Genomic DNA, 26,630 nt, shown 5'->3' with positions numbered 1-26,630 from the left:
TCAGAGAATGCGGTTTTCGGTCGCCGGATCGAAGAACACCGCCTTGGTCAGGTTGAAGGCGAGCGACGTGTTGGTGCCGGGCTGGATGTTGGCGTCGGCGCGCAGCCGCGCCACCACGCCTTTGCCGCCGAGATTGGTGACGGCGAAGGTGTCGGAGCCTGCCGGCTCCACCACCTCGATAAAGCAGTCGGCGGTGGCTATGTTCGACGCATTGCGCTCGGCGCCTTCCGGATCGGTCAGCGCTTCGGGGCGAACACCGAAGATGATCGGCTTGCCCTGGAATGCCGACAGGCCCGCCGGTGCGTTGGCCATCGGCAGCGAGATCGGCTCGCGCGCCTCGCGCTGCAGTACGACGGACAGCGCGTTGCCGTTGGTGCCGATCGTCGCCGGGATCAGGTTCATCGCCGGCGAACCCATGAAGTCGGCGACGAAGAGGTTGGTCGGGTTGTTGTAGATCTCGGCCGGGGTGCCGAACTGCTGCACCTCGCCGTCGCGCATGACGGCGATCTTGGTCGCAAGCGTCATCGCCTCGATCTGGTCGTGGGTGACGTAGACGATGGTGGTGCCGGTGGTGGCGTGCAGGCGCTTGATCTCGATGCGCATGTCGACGCGCAGCTTGGCGTCGAGGTTGGACAAAGGCTCGTCGAACAGGAACAGTTTTGGGTCGCGCACCAGCGCCCGGCCCATGGCGACGCGCTGGCGCTGGCCGCCGGACAGCTGGCTTGGCTTGCGCTGCAGGAGGTGGCCGATCTGCAGCACCTTGGCCACCTTGTCGATCGCCTTCTGGCGCTCTGCCGCCGGCACGCCGCGCATCTCCATGCCAAAGGAGATGTTCCCGGCCACCGTCATGTTCGGGTAGAGCGCATAGCTCTGGAACACCATGGCGATGTCGCGCTTCGACGGATGCAGGTCGTTGATGGTGCGTCCCTCGACGCGAATTTCGCCCGAAGTGATCGTCTCGAGGCCGGCGATGGTGTTGAGCAAAGTCGACTTGCCGCAGCCGGACGGGCCGACCAGCACCAGGAAGCCGCCCTTATCGAGTTCGACATCGATCCCCTTGAGGATCTCGACCTGGCCGAAGCGCTTTCTCAGACCATCAATTTCCAGAAAAGCCATCAGATTATCCTTTGACGGCGCCGGCCATCAGGCCGCGCACAAAATAGCGGCCGGCGAGCACATAGACGAGAAGGGTTGGGAGTGCGGCGATCATCGCGGCCGCCATATTGACGTTGTATTCGACGACGCCCGTCGAGGTGTTGACGACATTGTTGAGTGCTACCGTCATCGGCATCACGTCGCCGGAACCGGCATAGGCGGAGGCGAACAGGAAGTCGTTCCAGATGTTGGTGAACTGGTAGATCACCGTCACCACGATGATCGGCAACGAGTTGGGCAGCATGATGCGCCGGAAGATCTGGAAGAAGCTTGCCCCGTCGATCTGCGCCGCCTTAACCAGTTCGTTCGGAAACGCTTCGTAATAATTGCGGAAAAACAGGGTGGTGAAACCGATGCCGTAGACGACGTGAACGAACACCAGGTTCACGGTCGGATTGCCGAAGCCGAAGGTGAAACCGGTCGCGTTCTGCAGCTTAACGCCGAACCGGCCGAGGCTGCCGAGGATCGTCGCCATCGGCAAGAGCACCGACTGGAACGGGATGAAGCAGGCAAACAGCATCAGCCCGAACACCAGCGTCGCCCCACGAAAGCGCCATTTCGTCAGCACATAGCCGTTGAGCGCGCCGAGCAGGGTCGAGATGATGACTGCCGGAACCACCATCTTGATCGAGTTCCAGAAATAGCCCTTCATGCCGACGCAGGTCAGGCCCGAGCAAACTTCGCTCCACGCCTTGATCCAAGGCTCGAAGGTCGGCGCTTGTGGCAGCGCCAGCATGTTGCCGTTCTGGATCTCCTCCATGGTCTTGAACGAGGTGACCAGCATGACGAACAGCGGCATCAGGTAGAACAGCGCAAACAGCGCCAGCAGCCCGTAGATGACGATGCGGTTGATGGTCTTGACGTTGACGCCGCCGGCGGTCTGGCGGACAGGAGTGGCAACGGCGCTCATTGCGGCTTCTCCCGCAGTTCCGAATAGAGATAGGGCACGATGATGGCGACGATGGTCATCAGCATGATCACGGCACTGGCCGAGCCGACAGCCATCTCGTTGCGCTTGAAGGTGTACTCATACATGAAGTTCGACGGCAGCCAGGCCGAGCCGCCGGGGCCGCCGCTGGTCAGCGCGACAACCAAGTCATACGATTTGATGGCAAGGTGCGCGAGCACGATGAAGGCCGACAGGAAGATCGGCCGCAGCAGCGGGATGACGATGCGCCGATAGAGCTGGAAGGTGGTGGCACCATCGATCTGCGCCGCCTTCATGATCTCGCCGTCGATGCCGCGCAAGCCGGCCAGAAACATCGCCATGATGAAGCCGGAGGCCTGCCAGACGCCGGCGATGACCACCGTGTAGATGACGAAGTCCTTGTTCTTGATCCAGTCGAAATGGAAGCTCGTCCAGCCCCATTGATGCAAGGTCTGCTCAAGGCCGAGGCCCGGATCGAGGAACCATTTCCAGGCGACACCGGTGACGATGAAGGACAGCGCCATCGGATAGAGATAGATCGGCCGCAGCACACCTTCGCCGCGGATCTTCTGGTCGAGCAGGATGGCCAGGAACAGGCCGAGCGCCAGGCAGATGAAGATGTAGAGAAAGCCGAAAATGCCCATGTTGGTGATCGACGTGTACCAGCTCGATGGCGGGTCGGTGTCGAAGGTCCAGCCCCACAGGCGCTGATAGGCGCGCGAGCCGGTGATGACATAGGATGGGAAGGTCTTGGAATTGGTGAAGGACAGATAGATCGTCCACAGGATGAAGCCGTAGACGAAGACGATGGTGATGGCGAAGCTCGGCGCCAGCACGATCTTCGGCAGGGCATCCTGCAGGCGCGAGCGCACCGAGGCGCGGGGACGGGCGTGCTCCGGCGTCAGCTTGATCTGGCTTGTCGCTACCGTGCTCATAAGGCTCCTCCCGTCGACGCGAGGCCAACCAGGTTCGCGGATCGGAGCCTTCCCCGCCGGGGCGGGGAAGGCGTTTTTGGTGTGTGGCGCTTACCTGGCGTCGTCGATCGCCTTAACCAGCTCGGTCACGGCCTCGTCCGAGGTCTTGATCTGGCCGTGGACGAACTTGGTCACGACATCCTTGTAGGCATTGGCGATCGCGGGCGGGGCGCCATAGCCCTGGGCCAGCGAACCGAACAACGTGCCCTTCTCGTTGGCGGCCTTAAGGTCGGCGATGCCCTTCTTGCCGCAGGCGTCGAAGTCGGTGTCCGGAACGTCGGTGCGGGCCGGAACCGAGCCCTTGACGACGTTGAAGGCCGACTGGAAGCTCTTCGACAAAGTGGCGGTGGCAAGTGCGGCTTGGGCGGCCTTGCGGTCGTCAGATACGTCGAACATGCCGAACACGTCGGAATTGTAGACGACGCTGCCGTCGGTGCCCGGGAAGCGGTAGCACAGGAAATCGGTACCCGGGGTCTTGTTGGCGGCGTGGAACTCGCCCTTGGCCCAATCGCCCATGACCTGAACCAGTGCGTCCCCCTTGATGACCATGGCGGTGGCGAGGTTCCAGTCGCGGCCCGAGAAGTTCGGGTCGACATAGGTGACGAGCTTGGCGAGGTTGTCGAACGACTTCTTCATCGTGTCGGACTTCAGCGATGCGTCGTCGAGGTCGTTGAAGGCCTTCTTGTAGAACTCAGGTCCGCCGGTCGACAGCACGACCGAGTCGAACATGGTGGCTTCCTGCCAGTTCTGGCCACCCAGGGCGAGCGGAATGACGCCGGCCGCCTTGGCCTTATCGAGCAGCGCAATAAGGTCGTCGAAGGTCTTGGGCTCGGTGCCGCCGATCTTGTCCATCACCGCCTTGTTGATCCACAACCAGTTGACCGAATGGACGTTGACGGGCACCGCGACCCATTTGCCTTCATAGACGGTAAACTTCTGCAGCGCCGCGGGAACAACCTTGTCCCAGCCCTCCTTGACGGCGATGGCGGTGATATCGCCCATCTTGCCGGCCGCCGCATAGTCGAGCGCGGTGTAGCCGAGCATCTGAGAAGCCGTCGGCGGATTGCCTGCAGCCACCATTGCCTTCAGCGCAACCATTGCGGGGTCACCGCCACCGCCGGCCACCGGCACGTCCTTCCAGGCATAGCCTTCCTTGGCAAGGTCCTGCTTGAGCACGTTGAGGGCAGCCGCTTCGCCGCCCGACGTCCACCAATGCAGCATCTGGACTTCCTTGACGTCCTCGGCATGGGCCGCGAAAGCAAGGCCCGATGCGAGAGCCGTTCCGATAAGAAGTTTGCGCAACATGTACTTCCTCCCTTGTTGCATCTACACGACCGGCGGATGCCCGCCGGGTTCTTCTCAACTCAGCCGACCCACCATCCGGTGCGCTGGCCGCGATGAAACTGGATTGTCTTTTCTTCGGTATAATCCTCGACGGCGCGTTTGCCGAGTTCGCGTCCGAGACCGGACTGCTTGTAGCCTCCGAATGGCAGCTCGGGATAACCTTCCATGAACGTGTTTACCCAGACGGTTCCCGAACGCACACTCCGCGCCACCGACATGCAGGTGTCGATGCTGGCGCTCCATACGCCCGCCGACAAACCATAAGGCGTGTTGTTGGCGATGCGCAACGCCTTTTCAATCGATTCAAAAGTCAGCACCGAGAGCACCGGCCCGAACACTTCCTCGCGGGCGATGGCCATGTCCTCGGTGACGCCGCGGATGATGGTGGGATCGAGGTACTGGCCGGCATTCGAGGCCAACTGCTTGCCGCCGCTGTAGACGCTGCTGCCGTTGCTTGCCGCTGCCGTGACGTAACCGGTCACCTTGGTCAGATGGTCCGACGAGATCATCGCGCCGACCTTGGTGTTGTCATCAAGCGGATCGCCGACCGCCACCCTGGCGGTGAGCGCCTTGACCGCGCCGAGAAAATCATCGGCGATCGCCTCGTGCACGATCAGGCGGCTGCCGGCATTGCAGCATTCGCCGGCATTGAAGAAGCCGCCAAACACCGCCGCGTCGGCGGCTGCTTCGAGGTCTGCATCCGGAAAGACGATCTGGCCGTTCTTGCCGCCAAGTTCCATCGAGACTTTCTTCAGCGACTGCGCGGCAGAGGCCATGGTCATCTTGCCGACGCGGGTGGAGCCGGTGAACGAGACCATCTCGACCAGGGGATGGCTGACCATCGGCGCGCCGACATCGGCGCCAAGGCCGGCGAGGATGTTGACGACGCCGGTGGGCAGGCCGGCCTGCATCAGGATGTCACCAAGAACAAAGGTCGAGGCCGAGGTCATTTCGCTCGGCTTGACCACGGCCGTGCAGCCGGCGGCAAGCGCGAAAGGCAGTTTCTGGCTGACGATCAGGAAGGGGAAATTCCACGGCGTGATGATCGAGACGACGCCGATCGGCTCGCGCAGCACGACACCCAGCATGGCGTCGCCGAGATTGGCGTAGGATTCGCCGTGCAGCGTGCGGGCGAGCGATGCGGCGTAGCGCCAGATATCGACCGCACCACCGATTTCGCCGCGTGCCTGGGCGATCGGCTTGCCCGATTCCAGCGCATCGAGCCGTGCGATGCCTTCCAGCCGTGCGTCGATCAGATCGGCCGTTTTGAGCAGGATCGCGGCGCGCTCGGCCGCCTTCATGCGCGGCCATGGGCCGGTCTCGAACGCCTTGTGCGCAGCCTGCACCGCGGCTTCCACTTCGGCTTCGCCGGCCTGTGCATAATGCGAGACGGTGAAGCCGTGGCCTGGGCTCTTGCGCTCCAGCGTGCGGCCATCGCGCGCATCGACATGCTTGCCGTCGATCAGCAGCCGATAGGTTCCTGGCGCTGCGGATGCCTCGGCGGGCATGATGATGTTGAGAGGGGCGTTCATCTGACTTCGGAATCCTCAGGATCGTGAAAATGCTGGTTTCTGTTTGGCCTTGAAAGCGTCGACGCCGGCCTTGAGATCGCCGGTCAGGGCGATAAAGCCGCTGGCCAGCGCTTCCGTCGCGGCAGCACTTTCCTCACCTTCGGCCACCGCGATCATCAATTTGGCGGCCTCTGTCGCCAGCGGGCCGCGCTCGGCGATTTTTCCGGCCCAGGCCTTGGCTTCGGTCAGGCCGCTGCCGGTTTCGACCACCCGGTCGACCACGCCAAGCGCCAGCGCTTCGGGAGCGAGCAGAATCTCGCCGCCCAGCGCCATGCGCCGCACCGTCTGCGCACCGAAGCGGCGCACCGCGCGCTGGGTGCCGGACCAGCCCGGGACGACGCCGATCGAGGTTTCGGGGAAGCCGAGCTTGACGTGTTTCTCCGCCACGCGGAAGTCGCAGGCGACGGCCAGTTCCAGCCCGCCGCCCAGCGCATGGCCGGACAGCACGGCGATGGTCGGCTGCCGCAGCCGCGCCAGCCGGTCGAAGACACGATGGCCGTAGCGCACCCATTGCACCTGGAAGTCGGCGGCACTCATCTGCGCCCACGCCTCGACATCGCCGCCGGCGCAAAAGCCCTTGCCTTCGCCGCGCAGCAGCACGACGCGCACGCTTTTCGCCATCTCCGCTTCGTCGAGTGCTGCCTCCACCGCGCGCAGCATCGGAATATCAAGCGCGTTGAACTTTTCCGGCCGCCGCAAGGTGACGATGCCGATGGCGCCTTCGGTTTCAAAGGTGACGAGGCGCTCAGTCATGCGCGCCTCCAAGCGAGGCGCCGCCATTCAGCGTCAGGCCGATCAACCGATCCTGGTAGAGAGCTTCCGGTGTCGTCTTGAGGTCCTTGGCGATACCGAGCGGAATCTCGGCCTGGGCCAGCACATCGCGCTGCAGGTCGACGCCGGGTGCGATTTCGGTGACAACCAGACCTTCGGGCGTCAGCTTCATCACGCAGCGCTCGGTGACGTAGGTGATGTCCTGTCCCTGTGCGACCGCGCGCTTGCCCGAGAAGGAGATGTGCTCGACCTCGTTGACCACCTTCTTGACCTTGCCCTCCTGGTCGATGTGGATGCCGCCATCAGCCAATGAGAGTTTTGCCCCGGCATTGAAGAAACCGGAGAAGACGATCTTCTTCGCCCGCGCGGTGATGTCGACAAAGCCACCGGCACCGGCGGTGACATGCGGCCGTGCAGACAGTTTGGAGACGTTGACCGAACCGTGGCGGTCGATCTGCAGGAAGGACAGCAGCGAAGCGTCAAAGCCGCCGGCCTGGAAATAGATGAACTGGTGCGGCGAGGGCATGATCGCCTCGGCGTTGGAGGCGCAGCCGAACTTGAAGTCGAGCAGCGGCACGCCGCCGACGGCGCCCTGTTCGATCACCCAGGTGACCTTGCCGTGCTGGCCTTCCTCGAGAAGGATGCGCGGCACATTGGCCGAGATGCCGAAGCCGATGTTGACGGCCATGCCGTCGCGAAGCTCCATGGCAACGCGGCGCGCAATCACCTTCTGGACGTTCATTTCGGCGTTGCGGAAGCTCGACAGCGGCCGGAAGATCTCGCCCGAGATTGCCGGATCGTAGGGCGTCAGCGTCGTCTGCAACTGGTCGGGCGCGACGACAATGTGGTCGACCAGCACGCCGGGCACGCGCACGTCGTGCGGTTTCAGCGTGCCATTCTCGACGACGCGCTTGACCTGGGCAATGACGACGCCGCCATTGTTGCGGGCGGCGAGCGCCTGTTCGAGCCCGCCGAGATAGGCGCCCTCATGCTCATAGGTGAGGTTGCCACGCTCGTCGGCCGTGGTGGCGCGGATGATCGAGACATGCGGCACGATCGAGCGAAAATAGAGCCATTCCTCGCCGTCGAACTGCTGCACCGAAACGATCGGCTCGCTGGCGGCCGCGTTCATGGCGCAACCCTGGTGGCGGGGGTCGGCGAAGGTGTCGAGACCGACCTTGGTCAGCACGCCCGGCCGCTTGGCGGCGGCCTCGCGGTGCATGTCGAACAGGATGCCGGACGGCACATTGTAGGCGGCGACCGAATTGTCGCCGATCATCTTCCAGATCTGCGGCGGCTCGGAGGAGGAGGGGCCGGACGGATAGGAGCCGCACAAAGTGCGCTTCAACAGGCCGGGTTTGGCCAGATGGTCGATGCCCTTGATGCCATACATGTCGCCGGCGGCGATCGGGTGCAGCGTGGTGATATCCTTCGGATGGCCTTCACTGTCGAAGCGCTCGCCAATGGCGGCCATCACCGCGTCCGGGCAGCCGAGACCGCTTGACGACGACACGGATACGACCATGCCGTCCCTGATCAGGCCTGCGGCTTCAGCGGCTGAAACGACCTTGCTCAATTCATGCTCCCGAGTTTCGGGTCGATCTTGACGGCCTTGCCGGAGCTTGCCGATTGCAGGGCCGCTTCGGCTGCAGCGAGCGACCAGATGCCGTCCTCGCCGGTGGCGGAAGGTTGGCCTTCGCCGCGGATCGCGGCATGGAACTGACGCAGCGACCTAGCATAGAGGTCCTCGCGGTCGAAGCGAAGGTCCTCTTCGCCCTTGGCTGTGCGTAGCGTCACCGAGCCGATCGGCTTCTGCGTCATCACATTCCTGGCGATCAGCGAGCCCTCCGAGCCATGCACCTCGAAACCGGTGTCGGCGAATTTGGTGGTGAAGCCTTCATGCGACTGGGCGATGAGGCAAGACTTGAAGCGCCAGATGCACATAGCCCCATCTTCCAGCCCGCTGCCGGCCATGCCGGCCGACTGGGTGAAGGCCGAGACTTCGACCGGATCGTCGCCGAGCACGAAGCGCAGCGTGTCGGCATCATGCACGGTGATGTCGAGCACCACGCCGCCGCCCGCTTCCGGCTTGGTGATGCGCCAGCCCTGCAGGTTCTCCGGCAGGTAGACGGCATGGAAGACGCACGCGGCGATCGGCTTGCCGATACGGCCGGCCGCGATGGCCTCGCGCATGGCGCGGTGCGCGCCGGCGTTGCGCAGATGGTGATTGGTGCCGAGCACGATGCCGGCGGCTTTTGCCGCGGCGACCATTGTGCGCGCGTCGGCGCTGGTCAGCGCCAGCGGCTTTTCGCACAGCACGTGCTTTCCCGCCTTGGCGGCGGCCAGGGCCTGCTCGAGATGCAGTTCATTGGTGGTCGAGATGTAGACCGCGTCGATGTCGGTGCTGAGCACAGCGTCAAGCGTCGAAACAGCCAGCGGAATGTTGTTTTCCCTGGCATAGTCCGTGGCGCGCTCGGGGCTGGAACTCATCACCGCAACGATCTCGCCATCGCCTTGCGCGCGGATGGCGTTGATCATGAACTGTCTGGCGATCGTGCTGGCGCCGATCAAGCCCCATCTGACGCTCATGCCGCGTCCCCCATTCCTGCGGGCCTGTTTCGGGCGCGACGATCCGGGCCGCAGCTTTCCCTGACCACCAGATTGACCGCGCCGATATGATCTTCGGCCCGCGTGGTGCGCGACTGGATCATTTTCAGCATGACATGGGCGGCACGTTCGCCGAGCCCAGCCGTGTCCACCGAAACGCTGGTCAAGGCCGGTATATAATGCTCGGCCTCCACCACATCGTCGAAGCCGACGACGGCGAAATCCGCGCCAGGCTCAAGCCCGTGCTTGCGCAGTGCCAGCATGACGCCAAAGGCGACCGCGTCGTTGAAGCACAAGGCCGCGGTCGGCGGTTCGGGCATCGACAGAGCGGTTTCCAGGCACGCCATGCCACCTCTGCGGCTGGTCTCGCCCTCGACGAGGAGCACGTCGCGGGCAGCGATGCCAAGCGTTTCGCAGGCTTCGCGAAAGCCGCCAAGGCGTTCATGATAGACCACGAGATCGGACGAACCGCCAAAGAAGGCAAGGCGGCGATGGCCCTTGCCAATGAGATGGGCGGCCGCAAGGTAGGCGCCGCGATGATTGTCGGGCGTGATCACCGGAATGCGGCTTTCAGGCAGCCGGCGCATGGCGAAGACGACCGGAACGCCCGCCATCTCCAGCCGACGGAAAGCGCCCGGCGTGGTGCCGCGCGCCGGCGACACAATGAGGCCGGCGACGCCTTGCTCCATCAACGATTTCAGCACCTCTTCCTGGCGCACCGGATTTTCCGCCGTGTTGGCGATGAAAGGCACGATGCCGGCCGACTGGAAGACGCGCTCCATACCGACCGCCAGTTCGGCGAAGAAGGGATTGGTGAGATCGTTGATGACCATGCCGATGACGTTGGAGTGCGCCTTGCGCAGATTGGCGGCGCCACGGTTGTAGACGTAACCGACATCCTCGATCGCCTTGCGAACCTTGACCGCGGTCTCAGGCCGGATCAGCCCACTGCCCTGAAGCACGAGCGACACCGTCGATTTGGACACGCCTGCCTCGCGGGCAATGTCGAATATCGTTGCCTTGGCCCGACTGGCCATCCAGATGCGTCCTCCCGGTTTTTCTAGGTCAAATCTATTGGAACGTTCTAATCTCTACTCCCGTCCAGAGTCAATTGGGGTCTTTTCAGATTCGAAAAATTGATCAGACAGGGGTAATCGGGCTGTTCTACAGGCTCTTGTGCTGCGTCGCAGCATTTGCCTGTGAATGAACCCTGAATCTTAAAGCTTCTTGATTTATTGGAACGTTCCATTTATAGGCACGGCGATAGGGAGAGATCGATGGATATTGCCTTGCCTGGTGAGGGTGGCCGCAGCACCCGCTACGCGCTGGTCGGCCAGCCGGTGCAGCCGGTGATCGGCGCACGGTTTTCGCGTATCGCCTATGCCGCAGCCCATGTCGTTGCCGATCCGCTTGCGATGACCGATCCGTGGTCGAAGCCGGTGGTCGACTGGGATAGGACGATGGCATTCCGTCATCATCTGTGGCGGCTCGGCTTCCGCATCGCCGAGGCGATGGACACGTCGCAGCGCGGCATGGGGTTCGACTGGACAAATGCGCAGGAATTGATCCGCCGCTCAATCGCGGAAGCGCGCACCGTCGAAGGCGCCGATCTCGCTTCGGGTGCCGGCACAGACCATCTGGCGCCAAGCGCCGCCAGGACGCTCGACGATGTCATCGCCGCCTACGAGCAGCAATTCGCTTTCATAGAAGGACAGGGCGGCAAGGCGATCATGATGGCCAGCCGCGCGCTGGCGGCGGTCGCCAAGGGCCCGGACGACTATGCACGTGTCTACGACCGCATCCTGAGCCAGGCGTCCGGCAAGGTCATACTGCACTGGCTGGGCGACATGTTCGACCCGGCACTGAAGGGCTATTGGGGCAGCAACGATTTCGAGGCCACGCTGGACACCGTCGTCGCAATCATCGAACGTCATGCGGGCAAGGTGGAAGGGATAAAGATCTCACTGCTCGATGCCGGCAAGGAGGTCGCGCTCAGAAACCGGCTGCCGGACGGCGTCGTCATGTTCACCGGCGACGACTTCAATTATCCCGAACTGATCGCGGGCGACAGCAGGAAACACTCGCATGCGCTGCTCGGCATTTTCGACGCGATCGCGCCGGTCGCCAACGCGGCACTGGCAAAACTGGCGGACGGCGACCGCGCCGGTTATGACACGCTGATGGCGCCGACCGTGCCGCTATCGCGAAAAATCTTCGAGGCGCCTACGGAATATTACAAGGCCGGCATCGTCTTCATGGCCTGGCTGAACGGCCATCAGGACCATTTTTCGATGGTCGGCGGCATGCAGTCAGCACGCGGCATCCGCCACTATGCCGATGTCTTCCGCCTCGCCGACCAGGCCGGATTGCTGGCCGATCCGGAACTGGCGGTTGCCAGGATGAGGAGCCTCTGCGCCGTCGCAGGCGTTTAAAATCTGATCGTTTGGTCTGGATGGTGGGCGTGACAGGGATTGAACCTGTGACCCCTGCAATGTCAATGCAGTGCTCTCCCGCTGAGCTACACGCCCATCCGAAGCCGCGCATACACCATTTTTGATCCAGCGCGTCAATAGCAGGAAAAAGGAAAGAAGGCGTCGTCTCGCCGCAGCGGCGACAAGGCACTGACGCCTTGCCCAGAAAGCGGCTCAGGCCGCGTGCAGCATCTTTTCGACCTCGTTGACGAGGTCGCGCAGGTGGAACGGCTTCGACAGCACCTTGGCGTCTTTCGGCGCCTTGGAATCCGGGTTCAGCGCAACGGCGGCGAAACCGGTGATGAACATGACCTTGAGGTCGGGATCGATCTCGGTGGCGCGGCGCGCCAATTCAATGCCGTCCATCTCCGGCATGACGATGTCGGTCAGAAGTAGCGAGAACGGTTCCTCGCGCAGCCGCTCGTAGGCGCTGGCGCCATTGTCGAAATCGCTGACCTGGTACCCGGCGCGCTCCAGCGCCTTGACGAGGAACCGACGCATATCGTCGTCGTCTTCCGCCAGAAGAATGCGTGCCATGATATCCCGTCCGAATCACCCGCCCGAGATTGCCGTTGGGCAAGCCCGTTAACCATCCTGTATATGAGGAGGTGAGGGTAAACATCAAGTGAACGAGAACGGGGATGATCCATATTTGCCCGGCGGTGTGGCCGCTGAAATGCTGGACACGCGACCAGCAAGGTGGCACTTTCACATCATGATGCACTGGTGTTTTCGGGTTCGTTCAAATTGAAGACGGCAGCCGAGGATTTTTCGGTCTTTCCACCCTTCGAAATCCGGTCGGGCGCCGAGCAGCGCGTCCCCTTCCTCTTCAACTCGCCGCATAGCGGCCGCTACTATCCGGAGCGCTTCCTTGCCATGGCAAGGCTGGACCGCAACGCCATCCGCCGCTCGGAAGACTGCTACGTCGACGAGCTGTTCGGCGGCGCCGTCGCGCTGGGCGCGCCGATGCTGGCGGCGAATTTCCCGCGCGCCTATCTCGACGTCAATCGTGAGCCGTGGGAACTCGATCCGCGCATGTTCGCCGAGCCGGTGCCGTCCTTCTGCAACATCCGCTCGGCGCGGGTGGCCGGCGGGCTTGGCACGGTTCCCAAGCTGGTCGGCGAGGGGCTCGATATCTATTCCGGCCGGTTGCCGCTGGCTGAAGCGATCGCCCGCATCGAGGCCGTCTACAAGCCCTATCACGAGACGCTGAAACGGCTTTTGACCAGAACCCATGCGCGTTTCAGCTTTGCCGTTCTGATCGACTGTCATTCGATGCCGGCAAGCATTCGTGTCGGCGAAAACGGCCTGCGGCCCGACTTCATCATTGGTGACCGTTTCGGCATCTCGGCCACCGCGGCCTTGACCGAGACCGCGATTGGCCTGCTCACCGCGATGGGCTACACCGTCGCCCACAACAAGCCCTATGCCGGCGGATTCATCACCGAGCACTATGGCCGCCCAGCGCGCCATCTGCATGCGCTGCAGATCGAGGTCAATCGCGGGCTCTACATGAACGAGCGGACATTCGAGAAGGCCACTGGCTTCGACGCGCTGGCCGACGACCTGACGCGATTTTCGGCGGATCTGATGGCGATGCCCGACCATCATTTCATCGACCTGCCGCTGGCGGCGGAGTGAAATCCAGTCTTGTTTTTACGCATGTCGTTGTCCCAAAACCGCTACACACTTTTGGGCGACATGCATCAGGATTTTCGGCGTAAAAAAAGACCGCATCGTTTGCACGATACGGTCGAAGTCTAGGGAGGAAACGCCCAAGGAGGGCATGGACAGGAAAACCTGTCCGAGGTCGAGGGTATTGTGCGCTGCACAAATGTCAAGCGACCTTCAGGCTTTTTTAATTCACTCTGATGTGGAAATTGCGTTTCGGTGACGCTTGTGTGACATCCGGGCAACAGCTGCTGCAGCGGAGAAATCGTCGAACACCCTTGTTTTGGCTGGAAATTGGCGGCAGAGCACCGGCTCGGGCATGCTGCAATGCGGGAGAATCAGTTGGATATCAGCATCGATTTCATGCGCCGCATCGCGCAGGCGGCAGCGGCGCAAACCTTGCCGCGCTTCCGCAGCGAGGGCGCCGTCGCCAACAAGGAAAAGGGCAGTTTCGACCCGGTCACCGAAGCCGATCGCGAGGCTGAACGCGCCATCCGGGCGCTGATATCAGCGCAATATCCCGACCATGGCATTCTGGGCGAGGAGCATGGCAGCGAAAACATTTCAAGCCGGCATGTTTGGGTGATCGACCCCATCGACGGCACGCGCGCCTACATCTCCGGCCTGCCGGTGTGGGGGACGCTGGTCGGGCTGACGGTCGATGGCGACGCGGTTGCCGGCATGATGTCGCAGCCGTTCACCGGCGAGCTTTACTACGCCAACGCCTCGGGCTCGCACTATGAGGGGCCGGGCGGCCCGCGCAAGCTGACAACCCGCAAGACGACGAAGCTCGCCGAGGCGACGCTGTTCACCACCACGCCGGCGCTGTTCAAGGGCGCGGCGCGCGAGCGTTACGACCAGTTAGAGAAGCAAGTCCAACTCGCCCGCTACGGCGCCGATTGCTACGCCTTCGCCATGATCGCGTCGGGAAGCGTCGACATCGTCGCCGATCCCGGATTGAAGCCTTACGACATCGTGGCGCTGATCCCGATCATCGAAAAGGCCGGCGGTGTGGTTACCACATTCGAAGGCGGGCCGGCGGAGAAGGGCGGCGACGTGGTGGCAGCGGCGACGCCGGAGCTTCATGCGGCCGCCATGGCAGCGCTACGCGGCTAATATCAGCGCGGCTTGATCGAGCGCTGGAATTCCGCCGGCGTGCGGCCGTAAACCTGCCTGAACGCGGAGCTGAAATGGCTGTGGCTGGAGAAGCCAAGGTCCATGCCCAGCGTCGTCAGATTGTCGTAGCGGCCAAGCAGGTCGAGCGCACGCGCCAGCCGCAGGCGCAGGTGGTAGCGATAGAGCGGCATGGCCTCGACCTGCTGGAACACTTGCGTCAGGTAGACCGGCGAGACGCCGACCTCGGCGGCAATTTCGGCCAGCGTCCAGCGCCGGGACAGATCAGAGGACAAAACGAGCTTGGCGCGGTCGACCAGTTTCTGTCGCCCTGGGCTGGCGCCGGCGACGTGCGAGGTCCGCTCGCCGAGCGAGCGCCGCACCAGCGTCAGCGCCAGGGTTTCGGCCTCGAGCGTTTCGGCGACGTTGCGGCTCAGGCTGTGGCGCAGCAAAGCCACCAAAGCCTGCGCTCGCGGGTCGATGCGCCGGCGTTGGCGACGAAACGCCGGGGTGGCGCCGGCGCGCAATTGTTCCTTCGGCACCAGCTCCAGCAGCTGAGCCTCCTCGACGACGAGATCGAGGCAGGCATCGCCGCCCTCGACGGGGTGGCTGATCTGATAGGTTTCCGCCTCGTTGAAGAACAGCAGTTGGTTGGCTTCGGCGACGGCGTCGTTGCGGCCGACATGACGCACGAAGACGCCGCGATACGGAAACACAAGATGCGTCGCCGTCGTGCACTCTTCTTCGCTCCTGTGCCGGCATTCGCCACTGCAGATGACGTCCCGCACCCTGACAGTGCCGGTGTCGAGAAGCGGCTGGACGGTGAATTGCGACATGGCCGTTGCGTTCCCTTGCGCCGGACCATGGGGTCCGGCATTGCAATCGGCACTCTACGCAATCGGCCCGCCCATTCCTGTCAGGAGACTTCCAGGCAGGCCGCTCCTTAAAGCGCGTCGCGTTGAAACGGATTCAGGCGACGCGCTTTAAGTCTTTGTCTCATGCATGTCGTTGCCCCAAAGCCGGGACCACTTTTGGGCGACATGCATTAATCCCACAACCGGCGCGTGGATTCGGAATAGGCTTCGCCGCGCGACAGACCGATGTCCTTGAGCTGGTCGTCGGTCATCTCGAGCAAAGCGCGCCGGCTTCGGCGCCTCTCCATCTGACAGCTGATCCAGCCAGCCGTCGCTATGAATTGTGCGTACAAAGTCTGGCGGATGGTCACGGTGCGGATTGTCGGCGCCTGCGTCGGCACGGTGCCGGCCAGGCATTGCGTCGCCGCTGTATGATCGGGGCGCATCGCTCAGTCCTCCCTGGTGCCGGCTGCCGAGGCGCCGGCTTCGTTCAGCGCTTGCGCGCATTCCTCGCAGCAGACTTCGACGGTCTTGCCGCCGACCTTGACGCGGATCGGGTTGGCGTCCAGCTGGCAATCGCAGGCGGCGCAGGTTTTCTCGGTCATGATCTCATCTCCATGGCGTTCAGTTCGACGCGGGCAGATGAGCATTCCGGGACGGCGCGGGCTGTCAGAATCTTTAGCACTTTGCGTGCCGCGGGCGCAGCCGGCCCATCCCTACTGACAATAGGGTGTCAGTAGGGACGGACTACGGAAGGGCCTTTCCAGAGGGAGGACCAGACATGCCGACACAATCAACAGCCAGCCACGCCAATGACAGTCCGGCGGACGGCCGCAGCGATTTCGATTTCTTCTTCGGCAGCTGGGATGTCAGTCATCGAAGGCTGCAAAAGCGCCTGGCAGGCGACGACAATTGGGACGAATTCGGCGGCATATGCGAGGTGCGCCCGCTGCTCGGCGGTCTCGGCAATGTCGACGACAATGTGATCGAACTGCCGGGCGGCGCCTATCGCGCCGCCACGGTGCGGACCTTCGATGCAGTGACACGGCAATGGTCGATCTGGTGGATCGACGGTCGCAACCCGTCGACCATCGATGTGCCGGTGCGCGGCGCGTTCACAGACGGTGTCGGCACGTTCCTGTGTGACGATGTCTTCGACGGCCGGCCGATCCAGGTTCGTTTCCTCTGGTCAAGGATCATGGAGAATTCGGCGCGCTGGGAGCAGGCCTTTTCGCCCGATGGCGGCATGAGCTGGGAGACCAACTGGGTCATGGAGTTCGCCCGCCAGGCATGAGCCGATGATCGGCGTCCGTCAGGCCGTGGGGTCGTCGCTGCCGGGAATGAAGGCGTCGAAGGCGGCGAGCAATTGTTCGCGGTAGATGTCGGCTTCCTGCAGGATTTCGTGGCGCGCGCCGTCGATCATCAGCAGCGAACCGAGCCGCAGCCGCCTGGCATAGGCTTCCACGGCCTTGGTCGAGACGACCTGGTCGGCGCCGGCTGCGATTATCAGCAGCGGGACCTGGATCCGAGCCATGAAGTCGGGGTCGCTGACGGCTTCGGATGCTTTGGCGGCTGCCTGCAGCCAGCGGATCGTCGGGCCGCCAAGCGCCAGTTGCGGGTACTCTTCGTAAATCCGTGTGTTACGGCGATAGCGCTCCGGGTCGGACGTCAGCTTGTTGGTCTCGAAAGGGGCCGTCACCTTCGGCCGTGGGCCCCAGGCGGCATAGAGCCGGCCAAGGCCGAGAGCGCAGAACAGCGAACAGACGCGGCGAACCGTTCTTATCGAGACCGGCAGATCGGGCACCGTGAGGAACGGCGCGATCAGCACCATGCGCCGCACGCGGTTCACCATCGACGGCGCGGCAAGCAGCGTGATCACCGCACCCGCGGAATGGGCCAGGATGTAATATGGGCCGCGGCAGTCGGGCAGCACGATCTCCTCGAAGAACTGCTCCAGATCAGCGGTATAGTCACGGAAGCTGCGGACATAGCCGCGCTGGCGATCGCGGATCAGACGGGAGGAATCGCCCTGGCCGCGCCAGTCGAGGGTGGCGACGCCAAAGCCACGGTCGGCAAGATTGCGGATGGTTTCGAAATATTTCTCGATGCACTCGTTGCGGCCGGTGAGCACGACCACGGTGCCTTTCAGCGGGCGCGCGACCGCGCCGAACAGGCCGTAGCGGATCTTCTTGCGGTCGCGGGTGGTGAAGAAGCCGCCGGTGGCGTTTTCCGGTCGTGGGTTGCCCTCGATTTCGTGAAAAAGGGGGATGTCGGGGAAAAGATCCGTCATTCGGGGCTTCGTGCTCGGCGTCTGGCGTGCCTGCCCGTGCTGGCTGGCTCGGCTAAGGTGATAGACGCCCATGCGCCAAAAGCAAAGGAATTCCGGGCGATGGAGGCCCCGCAACGGGGAAGGCCGGAAGCCGCTTGAAAGCGTGCTTCCGGCCTCTGTCGATCCGGGAGGAAGGGACGTTACACCCGGTTCGGCCTCGTTGCGGCACCCGGCGCCGCTAATCCTTGATCTTGGGCTCACCCTAGCGCCGGCTGTCTGAACGCGCGCCGAAGCGCCGGTTCATCTGCCGTTCATCAACGACCAGCCGCACGGCCTTTTTGCCAGCATGCGAAATCTTGAAATGCATTCGAGCGCTCCCCAAATGTCGAATGCGGTCGCCAATGTCGGGGCCGCTGGTCCAGCCGAAACGCCGCTCAAGGGTTTCGCACCGGCCATACGCAAACCATGTTGCTCAACAGGAGAACACCTCATGCGTCACGTTGATTTTTCCCCGCTCTACCGTTCGACCGTCGGCTTCGACCGTCTCTTCACCATGCTCGATTCGCTTGCGCAGCCGGATGGCGCGCAGACCTATCCGCCCTACAACATCGAGCGCACCGGCGAGGATTCCTATCGGATCTCGATGGCGGTTGCCGGCTTCTCCGACGAGGAAATCTCGATCGAAGCCCACCGCAATGTGCTGACCGTGAAAGGTGAGCGCAAGGACGAGGGCACCGGCGAAGGTTCCGAACTGCTCTATCGCGGCATCGCCTCGAGGGCTTTCGAGCGCCGCTTCCAGCTTGCCGACCACGTTGAAGTCGTTGGCGCCGCGCTGAAGAACGGCCTGCTCTTCGTCGACCTCAAGCGCAACATTCCCGAGGAGTTGAAGCCACGCAAAATCGCGATCAGCTCGGCTCCGGCCAAGGCCAAGCAGATCGAGGCCAAGACCGCCAACTAACCAATAGCCTCCCAAGGCAAAGGCGGCGCTGAAAGGCGCCGCCTTTTTGTAGTCCGGGATATCGATTATCCTGCGATCAGCTGGCCAAAGCGGTCAACATCTTCGGCCGTCGTCGCAAAGCTGGCGACGAAACGGTAGATCGCTTCGTTGTCGCCGAGGTGGCCGTCGAAGCCCTGAGGTACGCCCCATTCGTAGAATTTGGCGTCGGCCGCCTGCAGCTTTTCGGCATTGGTGCGGTCGAGGACCGCGAAAACCTCATTGGCCTGCGGCAACCAGGCCAGCCTGCCTGTCGGCGCGTCTTCGATCGTCTCGGCCAGCCGCGCGGCCATGGCGTTGGCCTGGCGCGCCATCCTCAGCCACAGGTCGTCGGTGAGATAGGCTTCGAACTGAGCCGAGATGAAGCGCGCCTTGGAGAAGGTCTGCCCGGCGCGCTGGCGCAGCAGGCGCAGGTCACGCGCCACGTCGAGGTTCAGGACCACAACCGCGTCGGCCATCCAGCAGCCGTTCTTGGTGCCGCCGAAGGAGATGATGTCGACGCCGCTCTTCCAGGTCATTTCAGCAGGCGATATGTCGGTCGCGGCAATCGCGTTGGCGAAGCGCGCGCCGTCCATGTGCAGAGGCAAGCCATGGCGGCGAGCGACCTCGGAGACGGCCTTGATATCATCGACGGTGTAGACCGTGCCGACCTCGGTCGCCTGGGTGATCGTCACCGCCATCGGCTGGCCGGCGGGGGCGAGGTCTTGCGAATAGCGCATGATGGCCCGGTCGAGAGCCCGCGGACTGATGCGCCCCAATGGTCCAGGAACCGGCGACATGCGCGCTCCGCCGGTGTAGAAGCCCGCCGCGCCGAATTCATCGACGTTCATATGCGCTTCGGAATGGCAGAAGGCGACGCCGCCGATACGATTGCATGCCGCCATGGAGAGCGCGTTGGCCGCCGTGCCGGTCGCGACGAAGAACACCGCGACCTCCCGCTCGAAGATCTCGCTGAAGCGCCGATAGACGGCGCGGTCGAGCTCGCCGTCGCCATAGGCGGTCGCGATGCCCGCGGCGTGCCGGGACAGATTGGCCGAGATGTCGGGATGGGCGCCTGCCCAATTGTCGGAAGCGAAGAACATGCACCTGCCTGTGTTTGGGGAAATCGGCCTGAAGCTGACCGATTTCGCGTGCCGACCGCAAGGGCCAGACGCCGGAAAACCATTAAAGCCAGTCAATCTGGTAAAGCAGCGGCTGGCGACTGAAGCTTACGTTTTTCCTCAACTTCACGTAATTTTATGTCGCCGACGGCCCAAGTTTTTTGTGAATCGGTCTTGTGTGTGTCCCGGATTTCTGTCATAAAAATTTAGGACAGTAGTGCTGTCTTATTTTGTCGCACAAAACGAGCTGGATTGGCGTATCATTTGGGCCTCTCCGGCTGTTGCTGCGAGCGACAGGTTGGACAGCCAGACTCTGGCCTGTACGAATACGAACCATGCGGAAAGCCGCCTGGTTCGGCAAGGATTTCGCAAGACGTGCCGCAAGGATCAGGGTGAGCCAGGCGCTTGCCGGGGCAAACCAGCGCCCGAAGGGCTGGGAATGGAGGACAGGAGATGACGGACATGACGCACTCTGCGACGAACGGCCAGGCCGCGCAGACGAAAGCGGCAACCGTCAAAACCGCGCTCCGAACCAATACTAGCCGATCCAATATTGGCCGAACAGGCTTTTCCGCCCAAGGCCTCTACGATCCGCGCAACGAGCATGATGCCTGCGGCGTCGGCTTCATCGTCAACATGAAGGGCGTGAAGTCGCATCAGATCGTCAAGGACGGCCTTGCCGTGCTCGAAAACCTGACGCATCGCGGCGCCGTCGGCGCCGATCCGCTGGTCGGCGATGGCGCCGGCGTGCTGGTGCAGCTTCCAGACCGTTTCTTCCGCGAGGAGATGGCAGCCCAGGGCATCGAACTGCCGCCGGCGGGTCAGTACGGCGTCGGACACTGGTTCATGCCGCAGGACGCCGCCTTGCGCGCCCATATCGAGGACATCATCGCCGAATCGGCGCAGTCCGAGGGGCTTCCGCTCATCGGTTTCCGTGATGTGCCCGTCGACAATTCGTCGCTGTCGAAGGCGCCCGACATCGTGGCGTCCGAGCCGTTCCATCGGCAGGTCTTCATCGGCCGCACAGCCGACATTCCCGACGACGAGGAGTACGAGGCCAGGCTCTATCTGCTGCGCAAGGTCATATCGGGCCGCATCTACGCCGAGAACGACAACAAGGACATCGGCTCCTACTGCGTGTCTCTGTCGGCGCGCACCATCGTCTACAAGGGCATGTTCCTGGCCTATCAGGTCGGTGCCTATTACAAGGACCTGATCGATCCGCGCTTCGAAACCGCGCTGATCCTTGTCCACCAGCGCTTCTCGACCAACACCTTCCCGTCGTGGAAGCTGGCGCATCCCTACCGCATGGTCGCCCACAATGGCGAGATCAACACCGTGCGCGGCAACAACAACTGGATGGCGGCGCGACAGGCGTCCGTCGATTCCGAACTGTTCGGCAACAACATCTCGAAGCTGTGGCCGATTTCCTATGACGGCCAGTCCGACACCGCATGTTTCGACAATGCGCTCGAGTTTCTGTTCCAGGGCGGGTACAGCCTCAGCCACGCCATGATGATGCTGATCCCGGAAGCGTGGGCCGGCAACAAGCTCATGGATGCCGACCGCAAGGCCTTCTACGAATACCATGCTGCGCTGATGGAGCCGTGGGACGGACCGGCGGCGGTCGTCTTCACCGATGGCCGCCAGATCGGCGCCACGCTCGACCGCAACGGATTGCGCCCGGCGCGCTACATCGTCACCGACGATGACCGCGTCATCATGGCCTCGGAAGCCGGCGTGCTGCCGGTGCCGGAAGAGAAGATTGTCAAGAAGTGGCGGCTGCAGCCCGGCCGCATGCTGCTGATCGACCTGGAAAAGGGGCGGATTGTCTCCGACGAGGAGCTCAAGTCGGAGATCGCGACCAAGCATCCCTACAAGACCTGGCTCGCCAACACGCAGCTCATCCTCGAAGACCTGAAGCCGGTCGAGCCGCGCGCGCTGCGCAAGGATGTCAGCCTGCTCGATCGCCAGCAGGCGTTCGGCTACACCCAGGAAGACACCAAGCTGTTGATGTCGCCGATGGCGACGACAGGCCAGGAAGCCGTGGGCTCGATGGGCACCGATACGCCGATCTCGGCGATGTCGGACAAGTCGAAGCTGCTCTACACCTATTTCAAGCAGAACTTCGCCCAGGTCACCAACCCGCCGATCGACCCGATCCGCGAGGAACTGGTGATGAGCCTGGTGTCCTTCATCGGGCCGCGGCCGAACATCTTCGACCTGGTCGGCAATTCGCGCCGCAAGCGGCTCGAGGTGCGCCAGCCGATCCTGACCAATGGCGATCTGGAGAAGATCCGCTCCATCGGCCACACCGAGGACCGCTTCGACACCAAGACGATCGACATCACCTACGGCTCGAATGAAGGGGCCGCGGGCATGCAGGGCGCCATAGACCGCTTGTGCGAGCGGGCGGAGGCGGCGGTCGCCGGCGGCTACAACATCATCATCCTGTCCGACCGCCAGGTCGGGCCGGACCGCATCGCTATCCCGGCGCTGCTGGCGACAGCTGCGGTGCATCACCACCTGATCCGCAAGGGGTTGCGCACCTCGGTCGGCCTCGTCGTCGAATCCGGCGAGCCGCGCGAAGTGCATCATTTCTGCTGCCTTGCCGGCTATGGCGCCGAGGCGATCAACCCGTACCTCGCCTTCGACACGCTGCTCGACATGCACAAGCGCGGCGAACTGCCGAAAGAGGTGGACGCCTACGAAGTCGTCACGCGCTACATCAAGTCGATCGGCAAGGGCATCCTGAAGGTGATGTCCAAGATGGGCATCTCGACCTACCAGTCCTATTGCGGCGCGCAGATTTTCGACGCCATCGGGCTGAAGACCGATTTCGTGCAGCAGTATTTCACCGGCACCGCGACGCTGATCGAAGGCGTCGGGCTGGACGAGATCGCAACCGAGACGCTCAGCCGCCACAATGATGGTTTCGGCAACGATCCGGTGCTGCGCAGCAGCCTCGAAGTCGGCGGCGAATACATGTTCCGCATGCGCGGCGAGGCGCATATGTGGTCGCCGGACGCGGTCGCAACCTTGCAGCACGCCGTGCGCCAGGGCTCGTGGGAGACGTTCAAGGACTATTCCGCCCAGATCGACAGCGAGACGGCCCGCGCCCAGACCATTCGCGGCCTGTTCAGGATCAAGCTGGCGGAAGAAACCGGCCGCAACAAGGTTGCGCTCGACGACGTCATGTCGGCGGCCGACATCGTCAAGCGGTTCTCGACCGGGGCGATGTCTTTCGGCTCGATCTCGCGTGAGGCGCACACCACGCTGGCGCGCGCCATGAACGCCATCGGCGGCAAGTCGAACACCGGCGAGGGCGGCGAAGAGGCCGACCGCTATCTGCCGCTGCCCGGTGGCGGCAAGAACCCCGAACGCTCGGCGATCAAGCAGATCGCCTCGGGCCGTTTCGGCGTGACGGCCGAATATCTCGTCAATTCCGACATGATGCAGATCAAGGTGGCGCAAGGTGCCAAGCCCGGCGAGGGCGGACAGTTGCCTGGCCACAAGGTCGACGCGACCATCGCCAAGGTCAGGCATTCGACGCCGGGTGTCGGCCTGATCTCGCCGCCGCCGCACCACGACATCTATTCGATCGAGGATCTGGCGCAGCTGATCTACGATCTGAAGAACGTCAACCCGGCGGCCGACGTGTCGGTCAAGCTGGTGTCGGAAGTCGGTGTCGGCACGGTTGCGGCGGGCGTCGCCAAGGCGCGCGCCGACCACATCACCATCTCTGGCTATGATGGCGGCACCGGTGCCTCGCCGCTGACTTCGCTCAAGCATGCCGGCAGCCCATGGGAAATGGGCCTTGCCGAGACGCACCAGACGCTGGTGCTGAACGGTCTGCGTTCGCGCGTGGCGCTGCAGGTCGATGGCGGTCTGCGCACCGGCCGCGACGTCATCGTCGGCGCGCTGCTCGGCGCCGACGAGTTCGGCTTCTCGACCGCGCCGCTGATCGCGGCCGGCTGCATCATGATGCGCAAGTGCCATCTCAACACCTGCCCGGTCGGCGTGGCGACGCAGGACCCGGTGCTGCGCAAGCGCTTCAAGGGCACGCCCGAGCATGTCATCAACTTCTTCTTCTACGTGGCGGAAGAGGTGAGGGAGCTGCTCGCCGAAATGGGCTACACCCATATCGACCAGATCATCGGCGACACCGACCTTCTGGAAAAGCGCGACCTGATCGTGCACTGGAAGGCGCGCGGGCTCGATTTCTCGAAGATGTTCTTCAAGCCCGATGCGCCGCATGAAGCGGTGCACTGGACCGAACGCCAGAAGCATCCGATCGACGACGTGCTCGACCGCAAGCTGATCGAACTGGCCAAGCCGGCGCTCGAAAGCAAGCAGCCGGTCAAGATCGAGGTCGACATCCGCAATGTCGATCGGTCGGCCGGCGCCATGCTGTCGGGCGAAGTGGCCAAGCGCTTCAAGCACAAGGGCCTGCGCGAGGACACGATCTCGGTAAAGCTGACCGGCACCGCCGGCCAGTCCTTCGGCGCCTTCCTGGCGCGCGGTATCTCGTTCGAGCTTGTCGGCGCCGGCAACGACTATGTCGGCAAGGGCCTGTCGGGCGGGCGTATCGTCATCCGGCCACCGGAAGAGGCCAAGATCGTTGCGGCGGAGTCCATCATCGTCGGCAACACGGTGCTTTATGGCGCGACCGAGGGCGAGGCCTATTTCGCCGGCGTCGCCGGCGAACGCTTCGCCGTGCGCAATTCGGGTGTTGCCGCCGTTGTCGAGGGCGTCGGCGACCATGGCTGCGAATACATGACCGGCGGCATCGTCGTCGTCATCGGTAAAACCGGCCGCAACTTCGCCGCCGGCATGTCGGGCGGCGTCGCCTATGTGCTGGACGAGGCGGGCGATTTCGCCGAGCGCTGCAACATGGCGATGGTCGAGCTGGAACCGGTTCCGGAAGAAGACGACCTGATGGAAAGGCTGCTGCACCATGGCGGCGATCTCGACCACAAGGGTCGCGTCGACGTGTCAGGCGACATGACCAGCCATGACGAGGAGCGGCTCTACCAGCTGATCTCCAACCATGTGCACTACACCGGTTCGGTGCGTGGCCGCGAAATCCTCGACGACTGGACGACTTTCCGGCCGAAATTCCGCAAGATCATGCCGGTCGAATACCGCCGCGCACTGATCGAGATGGAACGCATGCGCATGGGCGTGGCGGCGGAATAGACTGCGTTGCCGGGAGGCTCAGGTTTCCCGGCCACTTTCATCGACAGTTTGACCTCGAAGGCAAGGTTGCCATGGCTGCCTCAAGAGGTTAACGGGTGCGGCGAAAACCGCACCATCTGGACAGCAGGAACTGGACTATGGGCAAGGTAACAGGCTTTCTCGAAATCGACCGGCAGGTGCACAAGTACCAGCCGGCCTCCGACCGCATCCGGCATTTCCGCGAATTCACGCTGCCGATGTCGGACAAGGAGGTCGAGAAACAGGCCGCGCGCTGCATGGATTGCGGCATTCCGTTCTGCCATGGGCCGACGGGCTGCCCGATCCACAACCAGATCCCGGACTGGAACGACCTCGTCTACAATGGCGACTGGGACAACGCGATCCGCAACCTGCATTCGACCAACAACTTCCCGGAGTTCACCGGCCGCATCTGCCCCGCGCCCTGCGAGGAAGCCTGCACGCTGAACCTCGAGGACATTCCCGTCGCCATCAAGACGGTCGAGCAGGCGATCGCCGACAAGGCCTATGAGACCGGCCATATCAGGCCCTATCCGCCGGAGAAGAAGACCGGCAAGCGCGTCGCCGTCATCGGCTCCGGCCCGGCCGGCATGGCGGCTGCCCAGCAGCTTGGCCGCGCCGGCCACGACGTCCATGTCTATGAGCGCGAAAGCCGGCCGGGCGGGCTGATGCGCTACGGCATTCCCGACTTCAAGATCGAGAAGCACTATATCGACCGGCGCATCGAGCAGATGCAGGGCGAGGGCGTGACCTTCCATTGCGGCGTCAATGTCGGTGTCGACAAGAAGGTCAGCGAGCTGCTCGCCGAACATGATGCCGTGCTCTATTGCGGCGGTTCCGAAACGCCGCGCGCGGCCGGCATTCCCGGCGACGATCTCGGCGGCGTGCATGATGCGATGCCCTATCTGGTGCAGCAGAACAGACGCGTCGGCGGCGAGCCGATCCAGTCGGTCGCCTGGCCGTCGCATCCGATCATCGCCGGCGGCCAGCATGTCGTCGTCGTCGGCGGCGGCGATACCGCGTCCGACTGCGTCGGTACTGCCTTCCGCCAGGGTGCGGTGCGCGTCACCCAGCTCGACATCCGCCCGCAGCCGCCGGAGAAGGAAGACAAGCTTTCGGTCTGGCCCTACTGGGCGACCAAGATGCGCACCTCGTCCTCGCAGGCCGAAGGGGCGGAGCGTGAATTCCAGGTGGCGACACTCGAATTCATCGGCGAGGAAGGCCAGCTGACCGGCGTCAAGTGCTGCGAGGTCGACGAGAAGCGCAAGCCGATCCTCGGCACCGAATTCGTCATCCGCGCCGATCTCGCTTTCATCGCCATCGGCTTTGCCGGCCCGACGACCGCCGGCCTGGTTAAGGAATTGGACGGCCAGATGAAGATCGTCACCGACAGCCGCCGTTCCAGGAATGTCGAAGCCAATGACCGCGACTACAGGACCAGCGTCGACAGGCTCTATGCGGCGGGCGACGTGCGTCGCGGCCAGTCGCTGGTCGTCTGGGCGATCCGCGAGGGCCGCCAGGCAGCGCGTTCGATCGACGAGGCGTTGATGGGGTCGACCGTACTGCCCAGCTGAGCCTCAGAGCGCTCTGC

General features: G+C 63.3%; 22 protein-coding genes and 1 tRNA gene. 7 read left to right on the top strand and 16 right to left on the bottom strand.

Features of this window, described 5'->3' with window-relative positions; all coding sequences use genetic code 11:
- From B5V02_RS35865 to B5V02_RS35825, 9 genes are all read right to left on the bottom strand, one after another.
- Positions 1–1,116: an ABC transporter ATP-binding protein gene (locus B5V02_RS35865; RefSeq protein ID WP_111548687.1), complete on the bottom strand. Its 1,116-nt coding sequence runs from the start codon at positions 1,114–1,116 to the stop codon at positions 1–3.
- A gap of 4 nt (positions 1,117–1,120) precedes the next feature.
- A complete protein-coding gene (locus B5V02_RS35860; protein WP_111548686.1) occupies positions 1,121–2,065 on the bottom strand; it encodes a carbohydrate ABC transporter permease in 945 nt (314 codons plus the stop codon).
- Entirely contained in the window at positions 2,062–3,018 is a 957-nt protein-coding gene (locus B5V02_RS35855; protein ID WP_111548685.1) for a carbohydrate ABC transporter permease, read from the bottom strand. Before B5V02_RS35855 ends, B5V02_RS35860 begins: the two co-directional genes overlap by 4 nt.
- A 90-nt stretch (positions 3,019–3,108) precedes the next feature.
- Positions 3,109–4,362 carry an ABC transporter substrate-binding protein gene (locus B5V02_RS35850; RefSeq protein ID WP_111548684.1) on the bottom strand — a complete coding sequence of 418 codons (1,254 nt, stop codon included), beginning with the start codon at positions 4,360–4,362 and terminating at the stop codon, positions 3,109–3,111.
- 59 nt (positions 4,363–4,421) lie between these two features.
- Positions 4,422–5,933: an aldehyde dehydrogenase family protein gene (locus B5V02_RS35845; protein WP_111548683.1), complete on the bottom strand. Its 1,512-nt coding sequence runs from the start codon at positions 5,931–5,933 to the stop codon at positions 4,422–4,424.
- Positions 5,934–5,948: 15 nt separating this feature from the next.
- The gene (locus B5V02_RS35840; protein ID WP_111548946.1) at positions 5,949–6,725 is read right to left on the bottom strand and encodes an enoyl-CoA hydratase/isomerase family protein; all 777 of its coding nucleotides are present in this window, start codon (positions 6,723–6,725) and stop codon (positions 5,949–5,951) included.
- Positions 6,718–8,319: an acyl CoA:acetate/3-ketoacid CoA transferase gene (locus B5V02_RS35835; RefSeq protein ID WP_111548682.1), complete on the bottom strand. Its 1,602-nt coding sequence runs from the start codon at positions 8,317–8,319 to the stop codon at positions 6,718–6,720. Before B5V02_RS35835 ends, B5V02_RS35840 begins: the two co-directional genes overlap by 8 nt.
- Positions 8,316–9,332, bottom strand: coding sequence for a Gfo/Idh/MocA family protein (locus tag B5V02_RS35830; RefSeq protein ID WP_111548681.1), 1,017 nt, complete (start codon positions 9,330–9,332; stop codon positions 8,316–8,318). The genes B5V02_RS35835 and B5V02_RS35830 overlap by 4 nt, the downstream gene beginning before the upstream one ends.
- Positions 9,329–10,387: a LacI family DNA-binding transcriptional regulator gene (locus B5V02_RS35825; protein WP_111548680.1), complete on the bottom strand. Its 1,059-nt coding sequence runs from the start codon at positions 10,385–10,387 to the stop codon at positions 9,329–9,331. Before B5V02_RS35825 ends, B5V02_RS35830 begins: the two co-directional genes overlap by 4 nt.
- A 240-nt stretch (positions 10,388–10,627) precedes the next feature.
- Between B5V02_RS35825 and B5V02_RS35820 the strand changes: the two genes are divergently transcribed.
- The gene (locus B5V02_RS35820; RefSeq protein ID WP_111548679.1) at positions 10,628–11,782 is read left to right on the top strand and encodes a dihydrodipicolinate synthase family protein; all 1,155 of its coding nucleotides are present in this window, start codon (positions 10,628–10,630) and stop codon (positions 11,780–11,782) included.
- Between the two features lie 21 nt (positions 11,783–11,803).
- Here the strand turns inward: B5V02_RS35820 and B5V02_RS35815 are convergent.
- Together B5V02_RS35815 and cpdR are read right to left on the bottom strand one after the other, a co-directional pair.
- A tRNA-Val gene (locus tag B5V02_RS35815) sits at positions 11,804–11,878 on the bottom strand.
- Positions 11,879–11,995: 117 nt separating this feature from the next.
- Positions 11,996–12,358, bottom strand: coding sequence for a cell cycle two-component system response regulator CpdR (cpdR, locus tag B5V02_RS35810; RefSeq protein WP_010911372.1), 363 nt, complete (start codon positions 12,356–12,358; stop codon positions 11,996–11,998).
- Between the two features lie 162 nt (positions 12,359–12,520).
- Here cpdR and B5V02_RS35805 point away from each other — a divergent pair, with 162 nt between their 5' ends.
- Together B5V02_RS35805 and hisN are read left to right on the top strand one after the other, a co-directional pair.
- Complete coding sequence (locus B5V02_RS35805; RefSeq protein WP_111548678.1) at positions 12,521–13,462, top strand: N-formylglutamate amidohydrolase; 942 nt, start codon at positions 12,521–12,523, stop codon at positions 13,460–13,462.
- Between the two features lie 372 nt (positions 13,463–13,834).
- Positions 13,835–14,608, top strand: coding sequence for a histidinol-phosphatase (hisN, locus tag B5V02_RS35800; protein ID WP_111548945.1), 774 nt, complete (start codon positions 13,835–13,837; stop codon positions 14,606–14,608).
- A 2-nt stretch (positions 14,609–14,610) separates the two neighbouring features.
- Here the strand turns inward: hisN and B5V02_RS35795 are convergent, their stop codons facing one another.
- From B5V02_RS35795 to B5V02_RS40945, 3 genes are all read right to left on the bottom strand, one after another.
- A complete protein-coding gene (locus tag B5V02_RS35795; protein WP_111548677.1) occupies positions 14,611–15,441 on the bottom strand; it encodes a helix-turn-helix domain-containing protein in 831 nt (276 codons plus the stop codon).
- Positions 15,442–15,650: 209 nt separating this feature from the next.
- On the bottom strand, positions 15,651–15,905 hold the full coding sequence (locus B5V02_RS35790) for a DUF1127 domain-containing protein (protein ID WP_111548676.1): 255 nt from the start codon (positions 15,903–15,905) through the stop codon (positions 15,651–15,653).
- A 3-nt stretch (positions 15,906–15,908) separates the two neighbouring features.
- The gene (locus B5V02_RS40945) at positions 15,909–16,064 is read right to left on the bottom strand and encodes a hypothetical protein (RefSeq protein ID WP_167392101.1); all 156 of its coding nucleotides are present in this window, start codon (positions 16,062–16,064) and stop codon (positions 15,909–15,911) included.
- 176 nt (positions 16,065–16,240) lie between these two features.
- Between B5V02_RS40945 and B5V02_RS35785 the strand changes: the two genes are divergently transcribed.
- On the top strand, positions 16,241–16,753 hold the full coding sequence (locus B5V02_RS35785) for a DUF1579 domain-containing protein (protein WP_111548675.1): 513 nt from the start codon (positions 16,241–16,243) through the stop codon (positions 16,751–16,753).
- A gap of 18 nt (positions 16,754–16,771) precedes the next feature.
- Here B5V02_RS35785 and B5V02_RS35780 read toward each other — a convergent pair whose 3' ends face one another.
- Positions 16,772–17,749: an alpha/beta fold hydrolase gene (locus B5V02_RS35780; RefSeq protein ID WP_111548944.1), complete on the bottom strand. Its 978-nt coding sequence runs from the start codon at positions 17,747–17,749 to the stop codon at positions 16,772–16,774.
- Positions 17,750–18,218: 469 nt separating this feature from the next.
- Here B5V02_RS35780 and B5V02_RS35775 point away from each other — a divergent pair, with 469 nt between their 5' ends.
- A complete protein-coding gene (locus tag B5V02_RS35775) occupies positions 18,219–18,686 on the top strand; it encodes an Hsp20 family protein (protein WP_111548943.1) in 468 nt (155 codons plus the stop codon).
- A gap of 65 nt (positions 18,687–18,751) precedes the next feature.
- Here the strand turns inward: B5V02_RS35775 and B5V02_RS35770 are convergent, their stop codons facing one another.
- The gene (locus tag B5V02_RS35770) at positions 18,752–19,804 is read right to left on the bottom strand and encodes a threonine aldolase family protein (RefSeq protein ID WP_111548674.1); all 1,053 of its coding nucleotides are present in this window, start codon (positions 19,802–19,804) and stop codon (positions 18,752–18,754) included.
- 471 nt (positions 19,805–20,275) lie between these two features.
- Here B5V02_RS35770 and gltB point away from each other — a divergent pair, with 471 nt between their 5' ends.
- Both gltB and B5V02_RS35760 read left to right on the top strand, forming a co-directional pair.
- Positions 20,276–25,021, top strand: coding sequence for a glutamate synthase large subunit (gene gltB / locus B5V02_RS35765; RefSeq protein ID WP_111548673.1), 4,746 nt, complete (start codon positions 20,276–20,278; stop codon positions 25,019–25,021).
- Between the two features lie 137 nt (positions 25,022–25,158).
- Positions 25,159–26,613: a glutamate synthase subunit beta gene (locus tag B5V02_RS35760; RefSeq protein ID WP_111548672.1), complete on the top strand. Its 1,455-nt coding sequence runs from the start codon at positions 25,159–25,161 to the stop codon at positions 26,611–26,613.
- The last annotated feature ends 17 nt before the right edge of the window (positions 26,614–26,630 follow it).

The organism is Mesorhizobium kowhaii (assembly GCF_003253745.1).
Classification (GTDB): domain Bacteria; phylum Pseudomonadota; class Alphaproteobacteria; order Rhizobiales; family Rhizobiaceae; genus Mesorhizobium; species Mesorhizobium kowhaii.
This window is presented reverse-complemented; position numbering and strand designations above follow the sequence as displayed.

Excerpts from the sequence above, each read along its gene's own strand:
- B5V02_RS35865 (WP_111548687.1), bottom strand. The coding sequence starts at position 1,116 with ATGGCTTTTCTGGAAATTGATGGTCTGAGAAAGCGCTTCGGCCAGGTC.
- B5V02_RS35860 (WP_111548686.1), bottom strand. The coding sequence starts at position 2,065 with ATGAGCGCCGTTGCCACTCCTGTCCGCCAGACCGCCGGCGGCGTCAAC.
- B5V02_RS35855 (WP_111548685.1), bottom strand. The coding sequence starts at position 3,018 with ATGAGCACGGTAGCGACAAGCCAGATCAAGCTGACGCCGGAGCACGCC.
- B5V02_RS35850 (WP_111548684.1), bottom strand. The coding sequence starts at position 4,362 with ATGTTGCGCAAACTTCTTATCGGAACGGCTCTCGCATCGGGCCTTGCT.
- B5V02_RS35845 (WP_111548683.1), bottom strand. The coding sequence starts at position 5,933 with ATGAACGCCCCTCTCAACATCATCATGCCCGCCGAGGCATCCGCAGCG.
- B5V02_RS35840 (WP_111548946.1), bottom strand. The coding sequence starts at position 6,725 with ATGACTGAGCGCCTCGTCACCTTTGAAACCGAAGGCGCCATCGGCATC.
- B5V02_RS35830 (WP_111548681.1), bottom strand. The coding sequence starts at position 9,332 with ATGAGCGTCAGATGGGGCTTGATCGGCGCCAGCACGATCGCCAGACAG.
- B5V02_RS35825 (WP_111548680.1), bottom strand. The coding sequence starts at position 10,387 with ATGGCCAGTCGGGCCAAGGCAACGATATTCGACATTGCCCGCGAGGCA.
- B5V02_RS35820 (WP_111548679.1), top strand. The coding sequence starts at position 10,628 with ATGGATATTGCCTTGCCTGGTGAGGGTGGCCGCAGCACCCGCTACGCG.
- cpdR (WP_010911372.1), bottom strand. The coding sequence starts at position 12,358 with ATGGCACGCATTCTTCTGGCGGAAGACGACGACGATATGCGTCGGTTC.
- B5V02_RS35795 (WP_111548677.1), bottom strand. The coding sequence starts at position 15,441 with ATGTCGCAATTCACCGTCCAGCCGCTTCTCGACACCGGCACTGTCAGG.
- B5V02_RS35790 (WP_111548676.1), bottom strand. The coding sequence starts at position 15,905 with ATGCGCCCCGATCATACAGCGGCGACGCAATGCCTGGCCGGCACCGTG.
- B5V02_RS40945 (WP_167392101.1), bottom strand. The coding sequence starts at position 16,064 with ATGACCGAGAAAACCTGCGCCGCCTGCGATTGCCAGCTGGACGCCAAC.
- B5V02_RS35785 (WP_111548675.1), top strand. The coding sequence starts at position 16,241 with ATGCCGACACAATCAACAGCCAGCCACGCCAATGACAGTCCGGCGGAC.
- B5V02_RS35780 (WP_111548944.1), bottom strand. The coding sequence starts at position 17,749 with ATGACGGATCTTTTCCCCGACATCCCCCTTTTTCACGAAATCGAGGGC.
- B5V02_RS35775 (WP_111548943.1), top strand. The coding sequence starts at position 18,219 with ATGCGTCACGTTGATTTTTCCCCGCTCTACCGTTCGACCGTCGGCTTC.
- B5V02_RS35770 (WP_111548674.1), bottom strand. The coding sequence starts at position 19,804 with ATGTTCTTCGCTTCCGACAATTGGGCAGGCGCCCATCCCGACATCTCG.
- gltB (WP_111548673.1), top strand. The coding sequence starts at position 20,276 with ATGACGGACATGACGCACTCTGCGACGAACGGCCAGGCCGCGCAGACG.
- B5V02_RS35760 (WP_111548672.1), top strand. The coding sequence starts at position 25,159 with ATGGGCAAGGTAACAGGCTTTCTCGAAATCGACCGGCAGGTGCACAAG.